The sequence below is a fragment of the Dialister hominis genome (assembly GCF_007164725.1).
Taxonomy (GTDB): Bacteria; Bacillota; Negativicutes; order Veillonellales; family Dialisteraceae; genus Dialister; species Dialister hominis.
Genome location: NZ_AP019697.1, coordinates 2,264,378 through 2,281,432, shown reverse-complemented (window position 1 = coordinate 2,281,432; position 17,055 = coordinate 2,264,378). Strand labels below are relative to the sequence as shown.

The window sequence follows — 17,055 nt, the reverse complement described above, 5'->3', positions numbered from 1 at the left end:
TCTTCTGAGTGGATCCTGCCGCAGCAGCACCCTTGCGGAACCGCGCCTCCTTTCCTTAAAGCATCCCTCTCATACGCCGGATACTTCTTCTTATTTTTTATATAAAGAATGGAATTATATAATTCCGTTATTATTTATATTTTACAACATTTTTGTGTAGTTATTTATAGTTTTGTTATAAATTCCGGAAAGATAGATTTGAGCGGAAGAAGATAAAACCAGACAACCGGACTATGTCCGGGGAGATGAACCCCTTTCAGCGCATGCGCGCCACTTTCCCCTAACGGGGACAGCTAAGCCTCGCTTTGCTCGAGAAAGCAGACACGGAAAAAGGACTCATTCACATAGAACGGGTCCTTTTTCGTAAAACGCGTTAATTCATTTAAAAGCTTCTGCTAACTGTCGCGAAGAGTGTGCCGCCTTCCTGCTTTCCGGTCCAGCCTGTGGCTTTGAGGTCTACGCCCCAGGGGTGGTCGCTGGTGACTTTGCTCTTCCAGCCGAGTTCGAGGAATTCGCTGGATCCTTTGACAGTCGGGGTGTCGGTTCTGTAGGCATCATAGAAAGCTCTTGCTTTGCTGTCAAATTCATAGTCCCAGCCGATGCCTGCGTAGAGGGAGCGGACTTTGTCGAAGTTTCTGGTCCATCTCATGCCCAGTCTTGTCCGGTAGGAGTTGATGTCGTCGAATTCGTACTTCGCTTCGCCGCGGCTGTTTCTGATGGTGGCGGTATCGCTTCCGAGGTGAGTCCAGAAGAATTTGCCGTAGAGGTCATAGGTGTCTCTGTCTTTGGCGTAGATTTTGCCTGCGCCTGCCTGGGCTGCGACGTACGGCGCGCTGCTGTCGTAGCGGAGGGCGGTGCTGTCGATGATACCGTGGAAGTCGCCTTTGAGGCGGCCGGCTCTGATAGCGCCTTCGTAGTACTTGCCGTCATCGAGGTCGCGTCTCAGGAGGACGCCTCCGCCGGTGTAGTGCTGGCGGCCGTCGCCTCTGGCTCCGTCGTCAAGGAAGCTGGCGTAGTTGCTCCTGCCGTATTCGAGGAACGGCATGACGGTGTCGATGGCTCCATCGCGGCGGATTCTCCGGATGAGGCCGACGTTGGCGGCCATGCCATTGCTGTCGATGTAAGAGCCCGTGTTGTAGTGGAGGTCGTAGCCGCCTACGATGGCATAGGGCACGAATTTCGCATCGACGTCATGGTCTTCTTTCCATGCGCCTTCTGCTGCATTGGAAACGAGATCGCCTGCGTTCTTGATGGTATTGATCCCGTTCTCACGGTCTTCCGGAATGATCTTGGTGTCCGGATGGATGGTGCCTTTTTCGTCTTTCGGGACATAGACGACGATGGTGTTGTCGTCCTGTTTTTTGACGGCTGCCTTGCGGTCGACGAAGCCGGCGTCGCTGACGATGTCTTTGCCGCTCATCATGCTGTATGATGTGCCGTCTGTCTTGATGCCGCCTGCATCATAGATGAGGTTGATGGCCTGTCCGGGCGCGAGTTTCGTCGTTTTCTCAATTCCCGCCTGGATGACTGCTTTGGAAACGTCGGCGTTTCCTGTGACGGTCACCATCGTTTCTCCTGCCGCTGTTCCTTCCGGGACGTAGAAGTTCAGGTTCTGGAAATAGCCGAGATTCTTCACGGTATTTCCTTTCGTATGAAGGTTCAGCGTGTTGCCGCTGCTTCCTTTTTCGCTGTAACCGCCGTAGAGGCTCATCATGGCGCCCAGGGTGCCGCCTGTGATGTTGACGGTGTTATTGTTCGCCTGTCCTTCTTCGGCAAAACCGCCGGCGATGGCGTTGTCATCGGCTTCACCAGTGCCTGATGATTCCGTGCCGATAATGCCGCCTGCGATGTTGACGGTATTTCCTATGGCATCTGACATGGCCGAGTGGCCGCCAAGGACGCTGTTCTTTACAGTGCCGTCATTGATGGTGACGGTGTTGCCGGAAGATTTGCCGCTTGTCTGCACTTCGCCATTTTTTTCATCAGAAGTATTCGCTGCTGCCGCTTCGCCGCCGACGACGGTGCCGATGGTGCTTGATCCATTGACAATGACCTGGTTGTTTTCAGCATCTTTCAGCTGCCCGGGCTGCGTAATCCAGCCCACCATGTAACCCGTCTCTCCGCCGACTGCTTCCATTTCCACGCTGCTGTCCGTAATGGTGACGATATTTCCCTTGGCCGAGCCGATCTGGCCCACGCCGCCGTACACACCCTTGACCTGGCTGCCCGTAATCGTTACCGAGTTGCTGCTGGCACTGGTGGATATGGGATCTGCTTCTGTACTGGTATCCGTTCCCGTGCTTTCCTCTGTAGAGACAGCCAGAACGCTCATAAGCACAGCTTCAGCAACGTTATTGCCATTCCCTGCACGGCCGCCGTAGACGATGCCAGAGGAAGCGATCGTATCCAGTGTGACCGTATTGCCATCAGCATTGCCGGACTCGGTTTCCCCGCCGGTAATATCGCTGCTCACAGAGGTCAGGTAGATTTCATCATCGTCTGTAACCTTTGTCCCCGTGATTTTCACCGTATTGTCATTGGCATCGCCGTACCCCGTATAACCGCCCGTAACAGTAGAGACGCCATACTCCTTCTCCGCAGTATTGGAAATCTCCACGGTATTGCTGCTGGCATTAAGGGCCGGTGCACTACCAGAGCTCAACACATAGCCGCCATAGACACTGGTACCGGAAGCGGACGTATTCGTTAACGTGACCGTATTATGATTGACCCCGGCAACAGCATCAGCCTCAGCAGAAGTATCGCCATAGTATTGCATATAGCCGCCGTACACACCCTCGACCTGGCTGCCCGTAATCGTTACCGAGTTGCTGCTGGCACTGGTGGATATGGGATCTGCTTCTGTACTGGTATCCGTTTCCGTGCTTTCCTCTGCAGAGACAGGCAGAACGCTCATATTCACAGTTGCAACAACGTTATTGCCATTCCCTACACGGCCGCCGTAGACGATGCCAGAGGAAGTGATCGTATCCAGTGTGACCGTATTGCCATCAGCATTGCCGGACTCGGTTTCCCCGCCTGCAATTTTCAAGCTGCTTGGGGTGGCGTCAGGCAAATTCAGAGAAACCCCTGACAGCGTGACCTGGTTGCCCGAGGCAGCGCCCTTCATAGACCTGCCGCCTGCGATCCAATTGTCCGTGGCATTGCTAAAGCTGACAGATGCTCCATCCGTTACGGAAAGCTTGTTGTTCGATGCATCTCCGCTCTCTAACGTATAAGCGCCGGCTAATGTATTAAGGGTGACAGTCCCTTCTCCGCTGATGGAAACGGTATTGCCGCTGGTAGAACCCGTGTACGTATTTCCGTACAGACTTGTAAACTCCGTATTTGTCAAAGGCTTCTCTGTGCCGTCCACAGGTCCGACCGTCACGGCAGCCTCTGCTGGAAGCACGCCAAAAGCGGCCCCCGCCAGACCGGACAATACAAGGGTCGCCAAAAGTTTGTAATTCTTTTTCATATAAGTCTCCTTCCCTCGAATTACTGGAAATAATATTCTACAGATAAACCGCCGTCAAAAGACAGGTCCTCTTCCCCAGAGCCCGGTTCCCTTCCCGCACTTCCCGGCACAGGAAAGGAAGCCTTACGTCTTCATCGGCAATCGTCTCTATTACTCATTATACACCATTTATATTATTTATAGGATTAGATTTATGGATGAGAGGAAAGAAAGGGGATTAAAAGCAGAGGAATGAAAAAAAAGGGCTCTTCACGGAAATTTGGGGGATGAATAATTTTTAGGTAAAGAATGGAATCGGATAAGGTTAAAGAAATAATCCATGTTTCGGTACCCATATCCGATTCTTTTTAGTACCTTGATCTTATTATTGAATCCTTCAAGCTTCCCCGTATTGATAGGATACAGGGCATGAGCAGCCAGTCCCTTGATTCGCTTCTGCTTTTGCCGGGCAAACTTTACCAGGGCAGGAATCCCGCTCTCCAGTCCAGCCTGAATCCATTTTGTCCATCCGGCGAGAGCTTCTTCATAGTCAGTCAATGTGAACAGACGAGTCATCTCCTGCTTCATGGCATAACAAATCGCCAAATCCCTATGCTCGCTCAGGATATCCAACAGATGAGTTTTCTGCCTTTCATTCAGGTGGTCGTCCTTCTTTAACAGTATCCATTGGGATTTCTTTAATTCGGTATAAAGCTTCCTTTCTTCATGGCTCTTTTCCCTGGCCATCTTCTGGAGCTCTGGATTATTAGTTTCTTTCGTATATTTCTTTAATGCTTCTGCTTCCTGCCTATGCTTTTGTGCTTCCTCCAGGCGCACGGCTCCCATAACATCACGCCCAAACTGTGCCTGCATATGGTACCGGTCATAAACGATGGGGGCCTTCGGACAATATTTCTGAAACAGCCTGTTAAAGGATGCGTTCATATCCATGGCCACCGCTTTTAGCCTGGAAAGAAGCGAAAGGCCAATGCTCTTAAAAAAGTGCTCAAAATCTGCCATGGAGCGGCCCAGGCCGGCCCACAAGATGAATCCCGTTTCCAAATCCATAACGCAGGTGGCATAGCGATGGCCCTTATGGATAGCGAACTCATCTACGGCCAGATACCGTGGGCGATAGTTACTTTTCTTCAGGCAGGTTTCAAAGGCAGCCAACGCCTTATCCATGATATGCTTTTGTATTTTCTGTATGGCACTCCAATGTACAGAGAGCATGGCCGAAATGGCAGAAATGGATGTATGACACTTAAGCAGATGGATAATCCACAAGGCCATATCCCAAGTAACGCGTGTGAAAGGGCATTGGCAGGGGATATCTTCCGTTATGGTCTCCCCGCAGGATGTGCAGCGGAATCTGTGCCCCGAGAACTCTATATACTTCTTTTGCTTAGGAAAATCTGGAAAATCCTTGATGAGTACAGAAAAAGCCCCATAACTATACATACGGGAGTGACAGTGCGGACAGGAAAAATCTCTGGCAGTCCGTAGACTGGTAACTCGGGTATGGCAATGAGGATTTGGATGGTTAGTGATATTTTCTGTGCGATAATATTGACAATTAAAAGTGATTTCATTATGGTAATAAAAGAGCATTATTCGACCTCCGTGCGTAGTTTTAGGCAACTTACATTTTGGAGTAGATAATGCTCTTTTTCAATGCCAATCTTATATGTTATTATTTTTATCCCACAAAAAAGCGTGAAGAACCAACTTATGAAACATTTGTGTTGTTACCGCTGATGTCAACTGGTATCCGGCGCACCTTCTCTTCCAGAGCAAGGTCAAGGGCGTACTTCCCCGTCTGGAAAGGCGAGTTTAGCGGCGCTCGAGGAATATGCCCTCCCACGCAAAAAGGACTGTAACAAATGATCGCATTTGCCGCAGTCCTTTTTTATACATTATATAGTAGTCTCTTTTAGTCTCTAACTTCGATGACTTCGTCTTCGCTCTTTCTGGCGAGCGGGCAGGGGTTGTGGTTCGGGTAGCCGAATGCCATGGCGAGGACCATCTGTCCTTTGCCGAGCCATTCGGTGAGTTCTTCGTAGGCAAAGAAGATGTTTCCGATCCAGAGGCTGCCGATGCCCATGGAGGTGGCCTGGAGTGCCATGTTCTGGGCTGCTGCGCCGATGGCCTGGACGTCGCTCAGTTCATGGATCTTGTCTGCCGGTGTCCATTCTTCTTCGATGTCGCGGCCGTTCGGGTTGACGATGAATACGATATTGTATGCTTCTTTCATGCATTTGAGGGTGAAGCGTGCGTTGGTGTAGAGGTCCGAACTTCCTGCGAGGACGCCTTCGCCTTTTTCGGAGCGTTCGATGCCTTTTTCCATGAGGGCGAGCATTTCATCCTTGCTCTTGCCTCTGACGACGACGAATTTCCATGGCTGGCGGTTCTTTGCGGACGGTGCCCACATGCCTGCGCGGAGGATTTCTCTCATATCTACTTTGGAGATCGGGTTGCTCTTGAAGAATCTGACACTTCTTCTCTTGAAGATCACGTTGTACATACTATTTCCACCTTTCATCTGACTCGGGTTCATATTTCCTAATTATACACCCGGATTGTAAAAATGAAAAAACCCGATATGCAAAGTCTCTGTCATTTCCTGCTCCCCTTCCAAGCCGGGTCCGATACCGGCGGAATTTTATCTTATTGACTATTAGTCTAAAGACTTGATTTTCTTGTAAAAAACACATATAATAATCCTTATATTGTATTTAATGGAGGAGTCCGGAATTTTTCCGATAGAAGAGGATTTTAAGAGTGATTGAGGAAATTTACAAAAGAAGGAGTACCCGTCATTTCCTGCAGAAGCCTATCGCACAGGAAGATCTTGACGAGATTCTGACAGCAGCTACGTGGGCTCCGTCAGAAAAGAATGAACAGCCATGGAAGTTCATCATCATCCGTGGTGAAGAAAGAAAAGCTATGGTGAAGTGCCTGAAGAAGGGCATCATGCGCAACCGTAAAGGCGATGAGACTGCCATTTTCAGCAAGGGATATGACAAATTCATTCCTTCTGCCATCTATACAGCACGCGTCCTGGAACAGGCACCGGTCATTGTATTCGTAGTGAATACCAAGGGCATGGACTATCGTCAGTCCTACCCGTCTGACAAGTACATGATGGAACTGGCTGATATCCAGTCCATCAGTGCAGCCATCCAGAATATGTGCCTCGAAGCAACTGCCAGAAACATCGGAAGTCTCTGGACTTGCAACATTTTCTTCGCGTATGACGAACTGAAGGAATGGCTCCACGCTGACGGCGAAATGGTCGCAGCTATCGCTCTTGGTTACACGGACAAGGAAATCAAAGCCATGCCAAGAAAGCCGTTGGCTGAAGTCGTAGAATACCGCGGCGAATACCCGCAGCCGAAGGACGAAGTCCAGGAAGCCGCTGAAGCAGAATAAATACCGATAGCCGAACTCCTATGAAGGATGATTCTCACAAAGAGGATCATCCTTTTTTGTGCAGGAAATCCGCACCCCTCCCCTTTGATTTTTCCCATCATTAGGGCTACACTGAAGAAAACAGAAAGATTCTTATTCCCCGAAAGGAGGCGTCGTATGAAAGGACTTTTGACGGCTGCGGGGCTTTTTCCGCATCCGCCTATCATGGTTCCCGAAATCGGCGGGAAGGAAACGAAGAAAATCCAGCAGACGATGGACGCGGTCCGGAAATCCATGAAGCTCATCATGGAGACGGATCCGGAGACGGTCGTCGTCATGTCTCCGCATAATCTTTGCCTGCCGAGCGGGCCTGCCATTTTCATCAAGGAAAACCTCGCAGGTGATCTCATGTATTTTGGGCACCCCGAGGTTTCGATGGAATTTTCCGTCGACCAGGAGCTCGCCGAGGCGGTCATGAAGGAAGCCGAGCCGGTCATCCCGCTTTTCCGCATGGATGAGGCGGCAGCGAAGAAATTCGGACGGAAGATTGAAATCGACTGGGGCATGTTCGTCCCGATGTACTTCCTGAAGGAAGCCGCTTTCAAAGGAAATGTCCTTCTCTTCTCGCCCTGCTTTACGAATTACGACATGAACAAGGTGCTTGGAGAAATCGTCACGAACTGCGCTGAAAAGCTGGGCCGGCGCATTGCCATCGTCGCATCCGGCGACCTCTCCCACCGTCTGACGAAGGATTCGCCGAACGGCTACAGCCCTGACGGCATCGTCTTCGACCGGGGCGTCATGAAGGCGCTCGAAGGGAAAACGATGGAACCGCTCCTCACGATGACCGATGATTTCATCGAACGCATCGGCATGTGCGGCCTGCCCTCGGTCTATTTCCTCTTCGGCGCGCTCTCCGGCAAGGAATGGTCCATCCCCGTCCTCTCGCACGAAGGCCCCTTCGGCGTCGGCTACGGCGTCTGCCTCTGCCTGCCCGAGGAAGCCGATGGGCGAAAAGAAGCCCATGATATCCGCGTGCGTCTGGCCAGGGACTCGATTGCCGAGTACCTGAAGACGGGAAAACTTCCCAAACCGCCAGCGGACATTCCCGAAGAGCTCAAGGAAAGAGCCGGCGTCTTCGTGTCCCTTCACGAATTCGGCGCCCTCCGTGGCTGCATCGGGACGATCCTTCCCGTCCGAAATTCGGCGGCTGAGGAAATCATCCATAACGCAAAAGCCGCGGCGAGTGAAGACCCGCGGTTCCCGCCCGTCAATCCCTACGAGCTGGACGACCTCGACATTTCCGTCGACGTCCTTTCCGCACCAGAGCCCATTTCCTCGGAAGGCGACCTTGACCCGAAAATCTACGGCGTCATCGTCGAAAGAGGATTCCGAAGAGGCCTTCTCCTCCCCGACCTGCCGGGCATCACCGATCCCCGTGAGCAGGTCGAAATCGCCCGCCGGAAAGCAGGCATCGGAGCCGATGAGCCCGTCAAAATGTATCGTTTCACCGTCCGGAGGTACTACTGATCCTCCGGCCTTTCGGAGGCATCATGGAAGCTGTATTTTATGAAAGAAATACCGATGGCAGCATCGTCTGTCATCTTTGCCCGCACGAGTGCCAGATCCCTCTGAACCACAGAGGCTGGTGCCGCACGCGACTGAACGACCACGGGCTGCTGCGCGCCGTCACATACGGCATGTGCACGTCCGCTGCGCTCGACCCCATCGAGAAGAAGCCCTTCGCCCACTTCCATCCGGGCTCGCGCATCCTCTCCATCGGGAGCATGGGCTGCAACATGTGCTGCCCCTTCTGTCAGAACTGGGAAATTTCCCAGGCAGAACCGGCCTTCCGCCGCATGACGCCCAAGGACGTCCTGGACCTTGCCATTTCCACAAGGAAAGAAGGAAATATCGGCGTCGCCTACACGTACAACGAGCCCCTTCTGTCCTACGAATTCATCCGTGACACCGCGCCCCTCATCAAAGAGGCCGGCATGGTGAACGCCATGGTCACCAACGGCTGCGTGAACGAAGAGCCGCTCACTGCCCTTCTTCCCCTGATCGATGCATGGAACATCGACCTCAAGACATGGGACCCAGAGCTCTACCGCTCCTGGGGCGGCGACCTTCCCACCGTGAAACGCACCATCGTCCGCGCCAGTGAAGTGTCCCACGTCGAAATCACCTGCCTCATCATCCCGGGTGTCAACGACGACCCCGAAGCCTTCGAAGACCTTTCCGTCTGGCTCGCCTCCGTCAGCCCGGACCTTCCCCTCCACATCACCCGTTTCTTCCCGCGCCTCCGCATGCAGGACCTGCCGCCGACACCCGTCGACACCCTCGTCAGGCTCGGAAATATTGCCAGAAAATCTCTCCGCCACGTCAACATAGGAAATACAGAAACCCTGAAACTCCTCCGCCGCGGCTGGACCAATGAATCGTAAAGGAGACCCATCATGCTCGAAAAACCACCCGTAACCATCATCGACCACGCCAACGGCGGAAAAGGCCGCATCATCTTAGAACACATCGCAGGCCCGGAAACCCTCCGCGAAAACGCACGCCTCTTCGTCAAAGCCACCCTCGAAAAGGGCTGCTCCATGGGCGTCCACAAACACAAGGGCGACCGCGAGATCTACCACATCCTCTCCGGCAAAGCCCTCTACACCGACAACGACAAGACCTACGAAATGAACCCGGGCGACTCCGCCTGCTGTGAAAACGGAAACTCTCACGGCATCGAAAACATAGGAGAAGAAAACCTCGTCTTCATCGGACTCATCCTGTACGATCTGGATAAGAAGGAAGAATAAAAGTAAGACAGGAAAAGCCCCGCAAATGCGGGGCTTTTTAGATGGCGGAACCAGAAATCATCAAATTTAAAATGGAGTTTTACCCCCGTATCATGAAATCTTATGGCTTTGCGGGCAGGAAAGGATAACAGAGGAAGTCATACAGCCGCAGCTTTGCTGCGTGGTAATCAACCCTTTTGAAAACCATAAAACCAAGGCTGACGCCTTGAGAGAAATGCTGTTTCCGCCCCGTACACCAACTTATGAGACATTTGTGTTGTTACCGCTGATGTCCTTTTCTATTTACTGCACCTTTAAAAACCATAAAACCAGCCTACGGCTGAGGAACTACATCTCATCCGTCTCGTACACTAACTTATTAGGCATTTGTGCAATTGCCATTATTGTCAACCGGTATACGAGCCACCTAGTACAATAGAAGTGTAGTAGATAGGTCGCTCCTATCCGCTGCGCTTATTGCATATAATTAGGGGAGTAGATGGCTTGACGGCGAACCACCGGTCCGTTTACTGGACGTGGAGAAGAGGGTCAGCCTTCCCCTTATTATGTGTGCTCGCGTTAGGCGGGTTTATCTCCGTGTTCGTGTAAAAAAACTAGTTTGAGTGGTAATAAGTGTGTGAAGGATTAGCGTCTACCAACTACAAATATCTTTTATAGGAGGTCACTTATGATCTGTGTAGGTATTGATGTATCCAAGAGAAAAAGTACGGTGTGTTTCATGGCGCCTGGCGACAAGATCATCCGCAGGCCCTTTGATGTTAAGCACACAAAAGAGGAACTTCAGCCTCTGGTCGATGAAATTCGGGTACAAGCAAAGTATGACGAGATAAAAGTCGTCATGGAATCAACAGGCGTCTATCACCTGTCGATAGCCTATTTCTTGCAGCAGAATGGGATTTTTGTATCTGTCGTCAACGCTCTGAAGGTTGCTAATTTTAATAAGGCAGAGAACTTCAGACACACAAAGACAGACTCCATCGACTCCACGAATATTGCCAGATATGGAATCGCTTATTGGGCAAAGTTACCGCAATTCGATCTTAATGGAGATAAGTATTTCCTCCTGAAGAGACTCTGCGATGCTTATCTTAACTTTTCGGAGGAAAGAAGCCGCATCCTTCTCCTGCTGCAAAGTCAATTGGAGCAGACCATGCCAGGAATCTTCGATCTTTTCGGAGGATTCGACATAAACAGCGGTAAAGACAAACTGCTGGATTTCCTAAAAAGGTATTGCCACATTGAGGATATTATTGCTAAATCGGAAGCAGAATTTGTCGCATCTTATCGCGAATGGGCAAAAGAAAAAGGATACCGTTCCAATGAGAGTAAAGCAGCGACGATCTACGCTCAAGCAAAGAATGGTATCCCTTCCATCCCCAATAATCCAATTGTTAGAGAAACCATCATGTGGTATGTCGGATTACTGAGAAGAGCCGACGAGGCTCTTATGGCTAGTTTAACACGAATGGAAGATATAGCCAAGGATCTGCCGGAATATGAACTCGTCGGCGAGATGGGCGGAGTCGGAAGAGTTACCAGAGTAGCGCTTATTGCCCAGATCGGAGATGTGAGACGCTTTAAAGACAAGCATTCTCTGATCTGCTTTGCAGGCCTGACCCCATCAATACATGAATCAGGGAAATTCCGAGCCTCGCAGAATCACATAGTAAAGAAAGGTCCTGCGCGTCTGCGGAAGGTATTGTATCAAGTAATGATGTCGTTAGTTATGCATAAAATCCCCAAAGATGATGCAGTATATAGGTTCATAAAGAAGAAAGAGGCAGAAGGAAAGTATAAAAAAGTAGCAAAAGTAGCAGGAATGGCTAAGTTTTTACGAATATACTACGGCCGGGTGATGCATTTGTATCGCGACTTAGGCCTTGCTGCGTAAATAAGGCAAACAAGTGAAGAAAAGCGAAAAAAGCCGAGTGTGAGATCGGCTTTTTCGTAGTGCAATGAATTAGTCGGCCAAACTCCAAAATCTAATCAGTTAGGATCAGTCAGGAAATCCGACAAGAAATTCTATAAGAAATTCAAAAAATACCAAAAAATTAAAATTGGGGCTTGTTCTTGTGTAGCAGGTCTTCTCCTTCGGAGCAAGGTAAAAGGCATTCTTCCCTCCGTCGGGGGCAGCTTCAAGAGGAATAAAAGAAAGAGCTCTGTTTATTTGTTTGAAACCTTTCATAATCTTATCCCGACCTTCTCTTCCAGAGCAAGGTCAAGGGCGTACTTCCCCGTCTGGGAAGGCAAGTGTTAGCGATACATCTAATCTCACTCATTTCTTCCTTATTCCCCTCATTTCCATGCCATTCTTCCCAATTTCTCATATATTTCTTTTTATTATCGATGATTTGCTCTGATTATTTGACAGTATTGCGTCCTAGCTGTTACAGTTATAAATAGAGTATTTTCTATTACTTAGGGAAGGATGTGGTGTGGTTGAATCAACCCTTGCTTTTATTGGGGGCTGTGATTTTGATTTGTATTTTGCTGAATCGGTTTTTGGAGAAGATTCCTGTTCCTTCTTTGCTCATTTTTATCGGTCTGGGCATGTTCTTCGGGGAGAACGGGCCGTTTCGGATTCAGTTCGATCATTATGCTCTGGTGAACCTGGTATGCTCAGTGTGCCTGATTTTCATTATGTTTTATGGCGGCTTCGGGACGAATATGCGGGCAGCGCGGCCGGTTCTGCGCGAGGCAGCTCTAATGTCTTCGCTGGGAGTTGCGGGGACGGCGGGAGCTGTGGCTGTATTCGCTCATTTCGCGCTGTCGCTTTCGTGGCTGGAGAGTTTTCTGATCGGGGCCGTGATTTCTTCGACGGATGCGGCTTCAGTTTTCAACATTCTCCGTTCGCAGAAGCTGGCTTTGAAGTATCATACGGACTCGCTCCTTGAGGTGGAGTCGGGTTCGAATGACCCGATGAGTTATATGCTGACGATGGCGGCGATTGCGCTTTTGAGCGGGGCAGCGTTTTCTTTCCCTCTGCTCCTGGCCAAGCAGCTTCTGATCGGAGCTTCTTTCGGGCTCGCAATCGGCTGGCTTGCGCTGAAGCTTCTGCATTCGCGGCTGCTTCCTTCACAGCAGAGTCACACGGTTTTCCTGTTTTCGATCATGGTGCTGGCGTATGCGATTCCGGCAGAGTTTGATGGAAATGGATATCTGAGTGTCTACCTCTGCGGGATTTATATCGGAAATTCGAAGCTTCCGCAGAAGAAGTACCTGGTCCATTTCTTCGATGTCCTGACGAATGTGGCGCAGGTGATGATTTTCTTCCTTCTGGGACTTCTGGTGACGCCGGTGGAACTGCCGTCTGTGATTGTGCCGGCTCTGGTGCTGACAACGTTCCTGACGCTTGTGGCAAGACCTCTGGTAAGCGCGGCGATCCTGGCGCCTTTCGGGGCCAAGCGGGAGCAGATTGCCCTGGTTTCCTGGGCGGGCCTCCGCGGGGCGGCCTCGATTGTATTTGCCATAGGTGCTGTGCTGGCCGAGTTGGACATTACGTACAATCTTTATAACCTTGTGTTTTGCATGGTACTTCTCTCGATTTCCATTCAGGGAACGCTTCTTCCGTTCGCGGCCAAGAAGCTTTCGATGATCGATCCTACGGCGGATATCCGCACGACGTTTAATGATTACCAGGATGACAGCGATATCAGCTTCGTCCGGCTGCGCCTAAAGGAAGGGAGCAGCTGGTGCGGCAAGTCGCTGGCAGAGCTTCAGCTTCCGAAAGATCTTCTCGTGGCGATGATTATGAGAAATGGCGAAGTCCTTGTGCCTGACGGGAGTACGGTTCTGAAGGAAAATGACCTTCTGGTTTTTGCGGCTCACAGTTTCGAGGATGAAGAGCATCACGCTCTGGAAGAAGTCGTCGTCGACCGCGCAAGCGAAGCGGCCAATCGTCCGCTTGCCGCCATCCCCTCCTCCAGCGCCCGCCGCGTCCTCCTGATCAAGAGAGGCATAGACACCATCATTCCTTCCGGCAGCACCGTGATCAAAGACGGCGATATACTCGTCTTAGCGCCGGAACTCGAGAGGGAATGAGGAAGGCGGGTTCTTGCACTAAAAAAGCAGTCCTTTTGCAAGGCTGCTTTTTCATTTCCTTTTTATATTTCCACGATGTTGACTTCGGTTCCGTGATCTTTGAGGATGCGAATGAGGTCTTCTGTGTCCAGCCAGATGGTGGCTGTGTTATCATTGGGATGAACACCCATCTTATGGCTCAAAAATGTCTCATCGAGGTAGAAGTGAACCGCGTTTTCTTCGTCATTCAGAAGGCCGAGCGGAGTGACAGAGCCCGGGGTGAGCTTGAGGTACTTCAAGAGATCATCGGGACTGGCAAAGGAGAGGGCCCTCAGGCCCTGCGCCTTGCGGAATTCTTTGAGGTTCACCTGCTTTTCACCCTTGACGGTGATGAGGTAGTAATTCCTTTTCTTGTCATCCCTGACGAAAAGGTTCTTGGCGTCCCATTCCGGATAAGGAAGCTTGTCCTCTGCCAGTTCTTCCATGTTGAATACAGCCTTATGCTCGGTGGTCTCAAAAGTGATTCCGTGGTCTTTGAGGTACTGGCAGGTTTTTTCCTTATTCATAGATTTCTCCTTCCAAATGGTCCAATTCAGCCTTCATAAGAGGCAAGTTCGATAAGATTGCCGTCGGGGTCTCTCAGGTAGATGCTTTTCATTTCACCCCGCGCCCCATGGCGTGTGACAGGGCCTTCTTCGATGGCGCCGCCTTTTTCCTTGATTTCCTTTTCGGCATCTTCGATGCTGCCTTCAATGGCAAGACAGAGATCGAGACTGCCGTATTCGGGATTCCCGGCAGCAGGAAGAAATTCGGCTTTTCTTGTATGGATGTTGAATTTCTGATTCCCGAAGAAGAGTGCGTATCTCCCGTTCTTCTCCTCGGCCCTCATGCCAAGGATATCGACATAGAAATGAAGGCATGCCTCAAGATTTTCCGTAGTGATCACGATGTGGTCGATGGTCTTGTATTTCATGGCTGCCTCCTATCCATGAACGACGAGGGTCAGCATCGTAAGGTCGTCTTCTCCAGTATTAATGATGGTATGGGAGGATCCTTTAGGGCAGATGTGGCAGCAGCCGGCGGTGAGGATTTCTTCTTTCCCGTCGCAGATAGCCTTGCCGGTGCCGGAAAGGATGTAATTGATGTCGTCTCCGGATTCCTGCTTGTGGAGTCCGATCGATGCGCCCGGATGGAGTTTCGTCGGGATGATGCGGTATTTGCTGTCATTGAACATCCGGACAGCCATTGTTCCTTCCCCGCCATTCATTCCGGAGAAGACAGCTTCTTTTATTTCATTGAAATTGATCAGCATGGCTGGCTCCTTTTTATTTTACTCCCTCGTCAGCAGGGAAACGGTTTCGATGTGCCCGGAGACACCATTATGAATGTCGAGTGTCTGCGGGAATATATCCAAAATCCGAGGGTATGCGAAAACATATCCATCTGATTTCGAACCAACTCAACAAACTGGAAGTTAATAACCTAACACTTTTTAGTCCAGCAGGAACTGCTCGATTCCAATATAAAGAATCCCATTCTCGTCACGCCATGATGTGATATACTCTCGCACCACCACAATCTTGTTGAATGAGTCAGGAATATGTATCAGAGATGCTATCTCCTGCTTCCGCTTCTCAGGCTCTGCAATCGTAAGCGCTGATTGAATATATGTACGATTGCTTCCGCGATTAACGGCAAAATCTACCTCCAACTGCTTCCTGATCTTCTTTCCCTCAGCAGTTACGGCATTCTGCTCCACGAGTCCCACATCGACATCATATCCACGTCGTATAAGATCACAATAGAGGATATTTTCCATGATATACGTCTCCTCCTGCTGTCGAAAATTCAATTTCGCATTTCGAAGACCTACATCTGTGAAGTAATATTTGCTGGGAGTCTGCATATATCGCTTTCCCTTCACATCATAGCGATTGGCTTTACTAATGAGAAAAGCCTCCTCAAAATATCCTAAATAGCGTTCTATTGTAGTCGAGCTGATGCTAACATGCTTTTCGCTCATAAATGTTCGGGAGAGCTTTGATGCATTCGTAAGTGATCCAATTGCCGACGCGACAACATTTAGCAGATCATCTAATATTGACACGTCATTTTTTATGTTATGACGCTCAATCACATCCTTAAGGTACGTCCTCTGAAACAGATCCTGCAGGTATCTGCTCTTCTCTTCATGTGTCTGAAGTTCCACCGCTGTCGGCATACCGCCATATGTACAGTAATCGGCCCATGCTCTTCGACTGTCACCTTCATATGCCCCGCTAAATTCCGCAAATGACAGCGGATAGATACGTATTTCATCCCCTCGATCGCGAAACTGTGTGAGGATATCACTGGACAACATCTTCGAATTACTGCCTGTGATATAGAGATCGACATTGCATAACTTCATCAATCCCAAGATCACATCGATAAATGTTAACTTCGCGTTCGGATCATCGAGATACGGGTTAGGAATTGCCGTCACAAACTGGATTTCATCAATCATCACATAGTATTGACGTGACTGATCCACAATTCGACTCCGCACGTATTGATCCAACTCCAGCGGATTACGATATCTGGCATTTGGCAGATCTTCCAGTGAAAGCCCAATGATCTGATTATCTGTGACTCCCTGCTCGTGCAGATAGCGGGTAAACAGATGAAAGAGCAGATATGACTTACCACAGCGACGGATGCCTGTAATGATCTTCACGCGGCCATTGTGCATCTTGCCGATCAGCTTCTGTAAGTATAATTCTCTTGGAAACTCCATATGTATCCCCTTTCCACACGAGATAAATATTGCGGATTCCGCACTTTTTTAACATATCAATCATTGATCTATCTCCTCGCTGCAAATGACTTATACCACAGACTTCCTGACCTTGAAGCGCATCACTGAACCTCAGGATTTTATCGCCGGTCAGGAAACCGCCATCGTAGAGTTTGACGATGGGCTGGTACGAAAACTCATCAATCAGATTCTGGTCTACCTCAAGCCTCTGACATCCAACCTCATAACTCGAGGTGGGCACAATTTCCCTTGGACAAGTTCCCTATAACGAATTTTCGCGTCCGGACGGCTGTCTGGACGCGAAGAGATAAATGCACAGAAATACCTTGTTTTCAAGGCTTTTACGGTACCAGGGTTCAATTTCCTGACATCAATTTTTATAAGGACGTTCTGCCTCTAAAATTCAGGCTTAGGTTTCGCAAACACTTGCCTTCGTTAAGAGGACACATGTCTCAGCACAGCTTGCATGTAATCAGCCTTCGCTAACGCTTGGCTTCTTTTATTTCATTGAAATTAATCAGCATGGCTGCCTCCTCTTAGATTTCTTATTCCCT

At 49.9% G+C, this 17,055-nt stretch carries 14 protein-coding genes; 6 read left to right on the top strand and 8 right to left on the bottom strand.

Features of this window, described 5'->3' with window-relative positions; all coding sequences use genetic code 11:
* Positions 1–382: 382 nt before the first annotated feature.
* From Dia5BBH33_RS10480 to Dia5BBH33_RS10470, 3 genes are all read right to left on the bottom strand, one after another.
* A complete protein-coding gene (locus tag Dia5BBH33_RS10480) occupies positions 383–3,478 on the bottom strand; it encodes a beta strand repeat-containing protein (RefSeq protein WP_144269317.1) in 3,096 nt (1,031 codons plus the stop codon).
* A 249-nt stretch (positions 3,479–3,727) separates the two neighbouring features.
* On the bottom strand, positions 3,728–5,068 hold the full coding sequence (locus Dia5BBH33_RS10475; RefSeq protein ID WP_108850300.1) for an ISL3 family transposase: 1,341 nt from the start codon (positions 5,066–5,068) through the stop codon (positions 3,728–3,730).
* Between the two features lie 322 nt (positions 5,069–5,390).
* On the bottom strand, positions 5,391–5,981 hold the full coding sequence (locus Dia5BBH33_RS10470) for a nitroreductase family protein (protein ID WP_022381604.1): 591 nt from the start codon (positions 5,979–5,981) through the stop codon (positions 5,391–5,393).
* Between the two features lie 257 nt (positions 5,982–6,238).
* Here Dia5BBH33_RS10470 and Dia5BBH33_RS10465 point away from each other — a divergent pair, with 257 nt between their 5' ends.
* The 5 genes from Dia5BBH33_RS10465 to Dia5BBH33_RS10445 all read left to right on the top strand — a co-directional run bounded on the left by Dia5BBH33_RS10465 (position 6,239) and on the right by Dia5BBH33_RS10445 (position 11,575).
* The gene (locus Dia5BBH33_RS10465) at positions 6,239–6,889 is read left to right on the top strand and encodes a nitroreductase family protein (RefSeq protein WP_144269316.1); all 651 of its coding nucleotides are present in this window, start codon (positions 6,239–6,241) and stop codon (positions 6,887–6,889) included.
* Positions 6,890–7,045: 156 nt separating this feature from the next.
* Complete coding sequence (gene amrA / locus Dia5BBH33_RS10460; protein ID WP_108850302.1) at positions 7,046–8,398, top strand: AmmeMemoRadiSam system protein A; 1,353 nt, start codon at positions 7,046–7,048, stop codon at positions 8,396–8,398.
* A 23-nt stretch (positions 8,399–8,421) separates the two neighbouring features.
* The gene (amrS, locus tag Dia5BBH33_RS10455) at positions 8,422–9,315 is read left to right on the top strand and encodes an AmmeMemoRadiSam system radical SAM enzyme (protein WP_108850303.1); all 894 of its coding nucleotides are present in this window, start codon (positions 8,422–8,424) and stop codon (positions 9,313–9,315) included.
* A 12-nt stretch (positions 9,316–9,327) separates the two neighbouring features.
* The gene (locus Dia5BBH33_RS10450; RefSeq protein ID WP_022381608.1) at positions 9,328–9,684 is read left to right on the top strand and encodes a cupin domain-containing protein; all 357 of its coding nucleotides are present in this window, start codon (positions 9,328–9,330) and stop codon (positions 9,682–9,684) included.
* A 667-nt stretch (positions 9,685–10,351) separates the two neighbouring features.
* Positions 10,352–11,575 (top strand): IS110 family RNA-guided transposase, encoded by a 1,224-nt coding sequence (locus Dia5BBH33_RS10445; RefSeq protein WP_144269315.1) that lies wholly within the window; start codon positions 10,352–10,354, stop codon positions 11,573–11,575.
* A gap of 105 nt (positions 11,576–11,680) precedes the next feature.
* Here Dia5BBH33_RS10445 and Dia5BBH33_RS10440 read toward each other — a convergent pair whose 3' ends face one another.
* On the bottom strand, positions 11,681–11,869 hold the full coding sequence (locus tag Dia5BBH33_RS10440) for a hypothetical protein (protein WP_144269314.1): 189 nt from the start codon (positions 11,867–11,869) through the stop codon (positions 11,681–11,683).
* A gap of 302 nt (positions 11,870–12,171) precedes the next feature.
* Here Dia5BBH33_RS10440 and Dia5BBH33_RS10435 point away from each other — a divergent pair, with 302 nt between their 5' ends.
* Positions 12,172–13,725, top strand: a complete 1,554-nt coding sequence (locus tag Dia5BBH33_RS10435; protein ID WP_232518053.1) for a potassium/proton antiporter — start codon at positions 12,172–12,174, stop codon at positions 13,723–13,725.
* A 62-nt stretch (positions 13,726–13,787) separates the two neighbouring features.
* Here the strand turns inward: Dia5BBH33_RS10435 and Dia5BBH33_RS10430 are convergent, their stop codons facing one another.
* The 4 genes from Dia5BBH33_RS10430 to Dia5BBH33_RS10415 all read right to left on the bottom strand — a co-directional run bounded on the left by Dia5BBH33_RS10430 (position 13,788) and on the right by Dia5BBH33_RS10415 (position 16,480).
* On the bottom strand, positions 13,788–14,270 hold the full coding sequence (locus tag Dia5BBH33_RS10430; protein WP_144269312.1) for a prolyl-tRNA synthetase associated domain-containing protein: 483 nt from the start codon (positions 14,268–14,270) through the stop codon (positions 13,788–13,790).
* Positions 14,271–14,296: 26 nt separating this feature from the next.
* Positions 14,297–14,677: a VOC family protein gene (locus Dia5BBH33_RS10425; protein ID WP_022382881.1), complete on the bottom strand. Its 381-nt coding sequence runs from the start codon at positions 14,675–14,677 to the stop codon at positions 14,297–14,299.
* 9 nt (positions 14,678–14,686) lie between these two features.
* Entirely contained in the window at positions 14,687–15,016 is a 330-nt protein-coding gene (locus Dia5BBH33_RS10420) for a cupin domain-containing protein (RefSeq protein ID WP_144269311.1), read from the bottom strand.
* A 180-nt stretch (positions 15,017–15,196) separates the two neighbouring features.
* Positions 15,197–16,480, bottom strand: a complete 1,284-nt coding sequence (locus Dia5BBH33_RS10415; protein ID WP_144269310.1) for an ATP-binding protein — start codon at positions 16,478–16,480, stop codon at positions 15,197–15,199.
* Between the last annotated feature and the right edge of the window lie 575 nt (positions 16,481–17,055).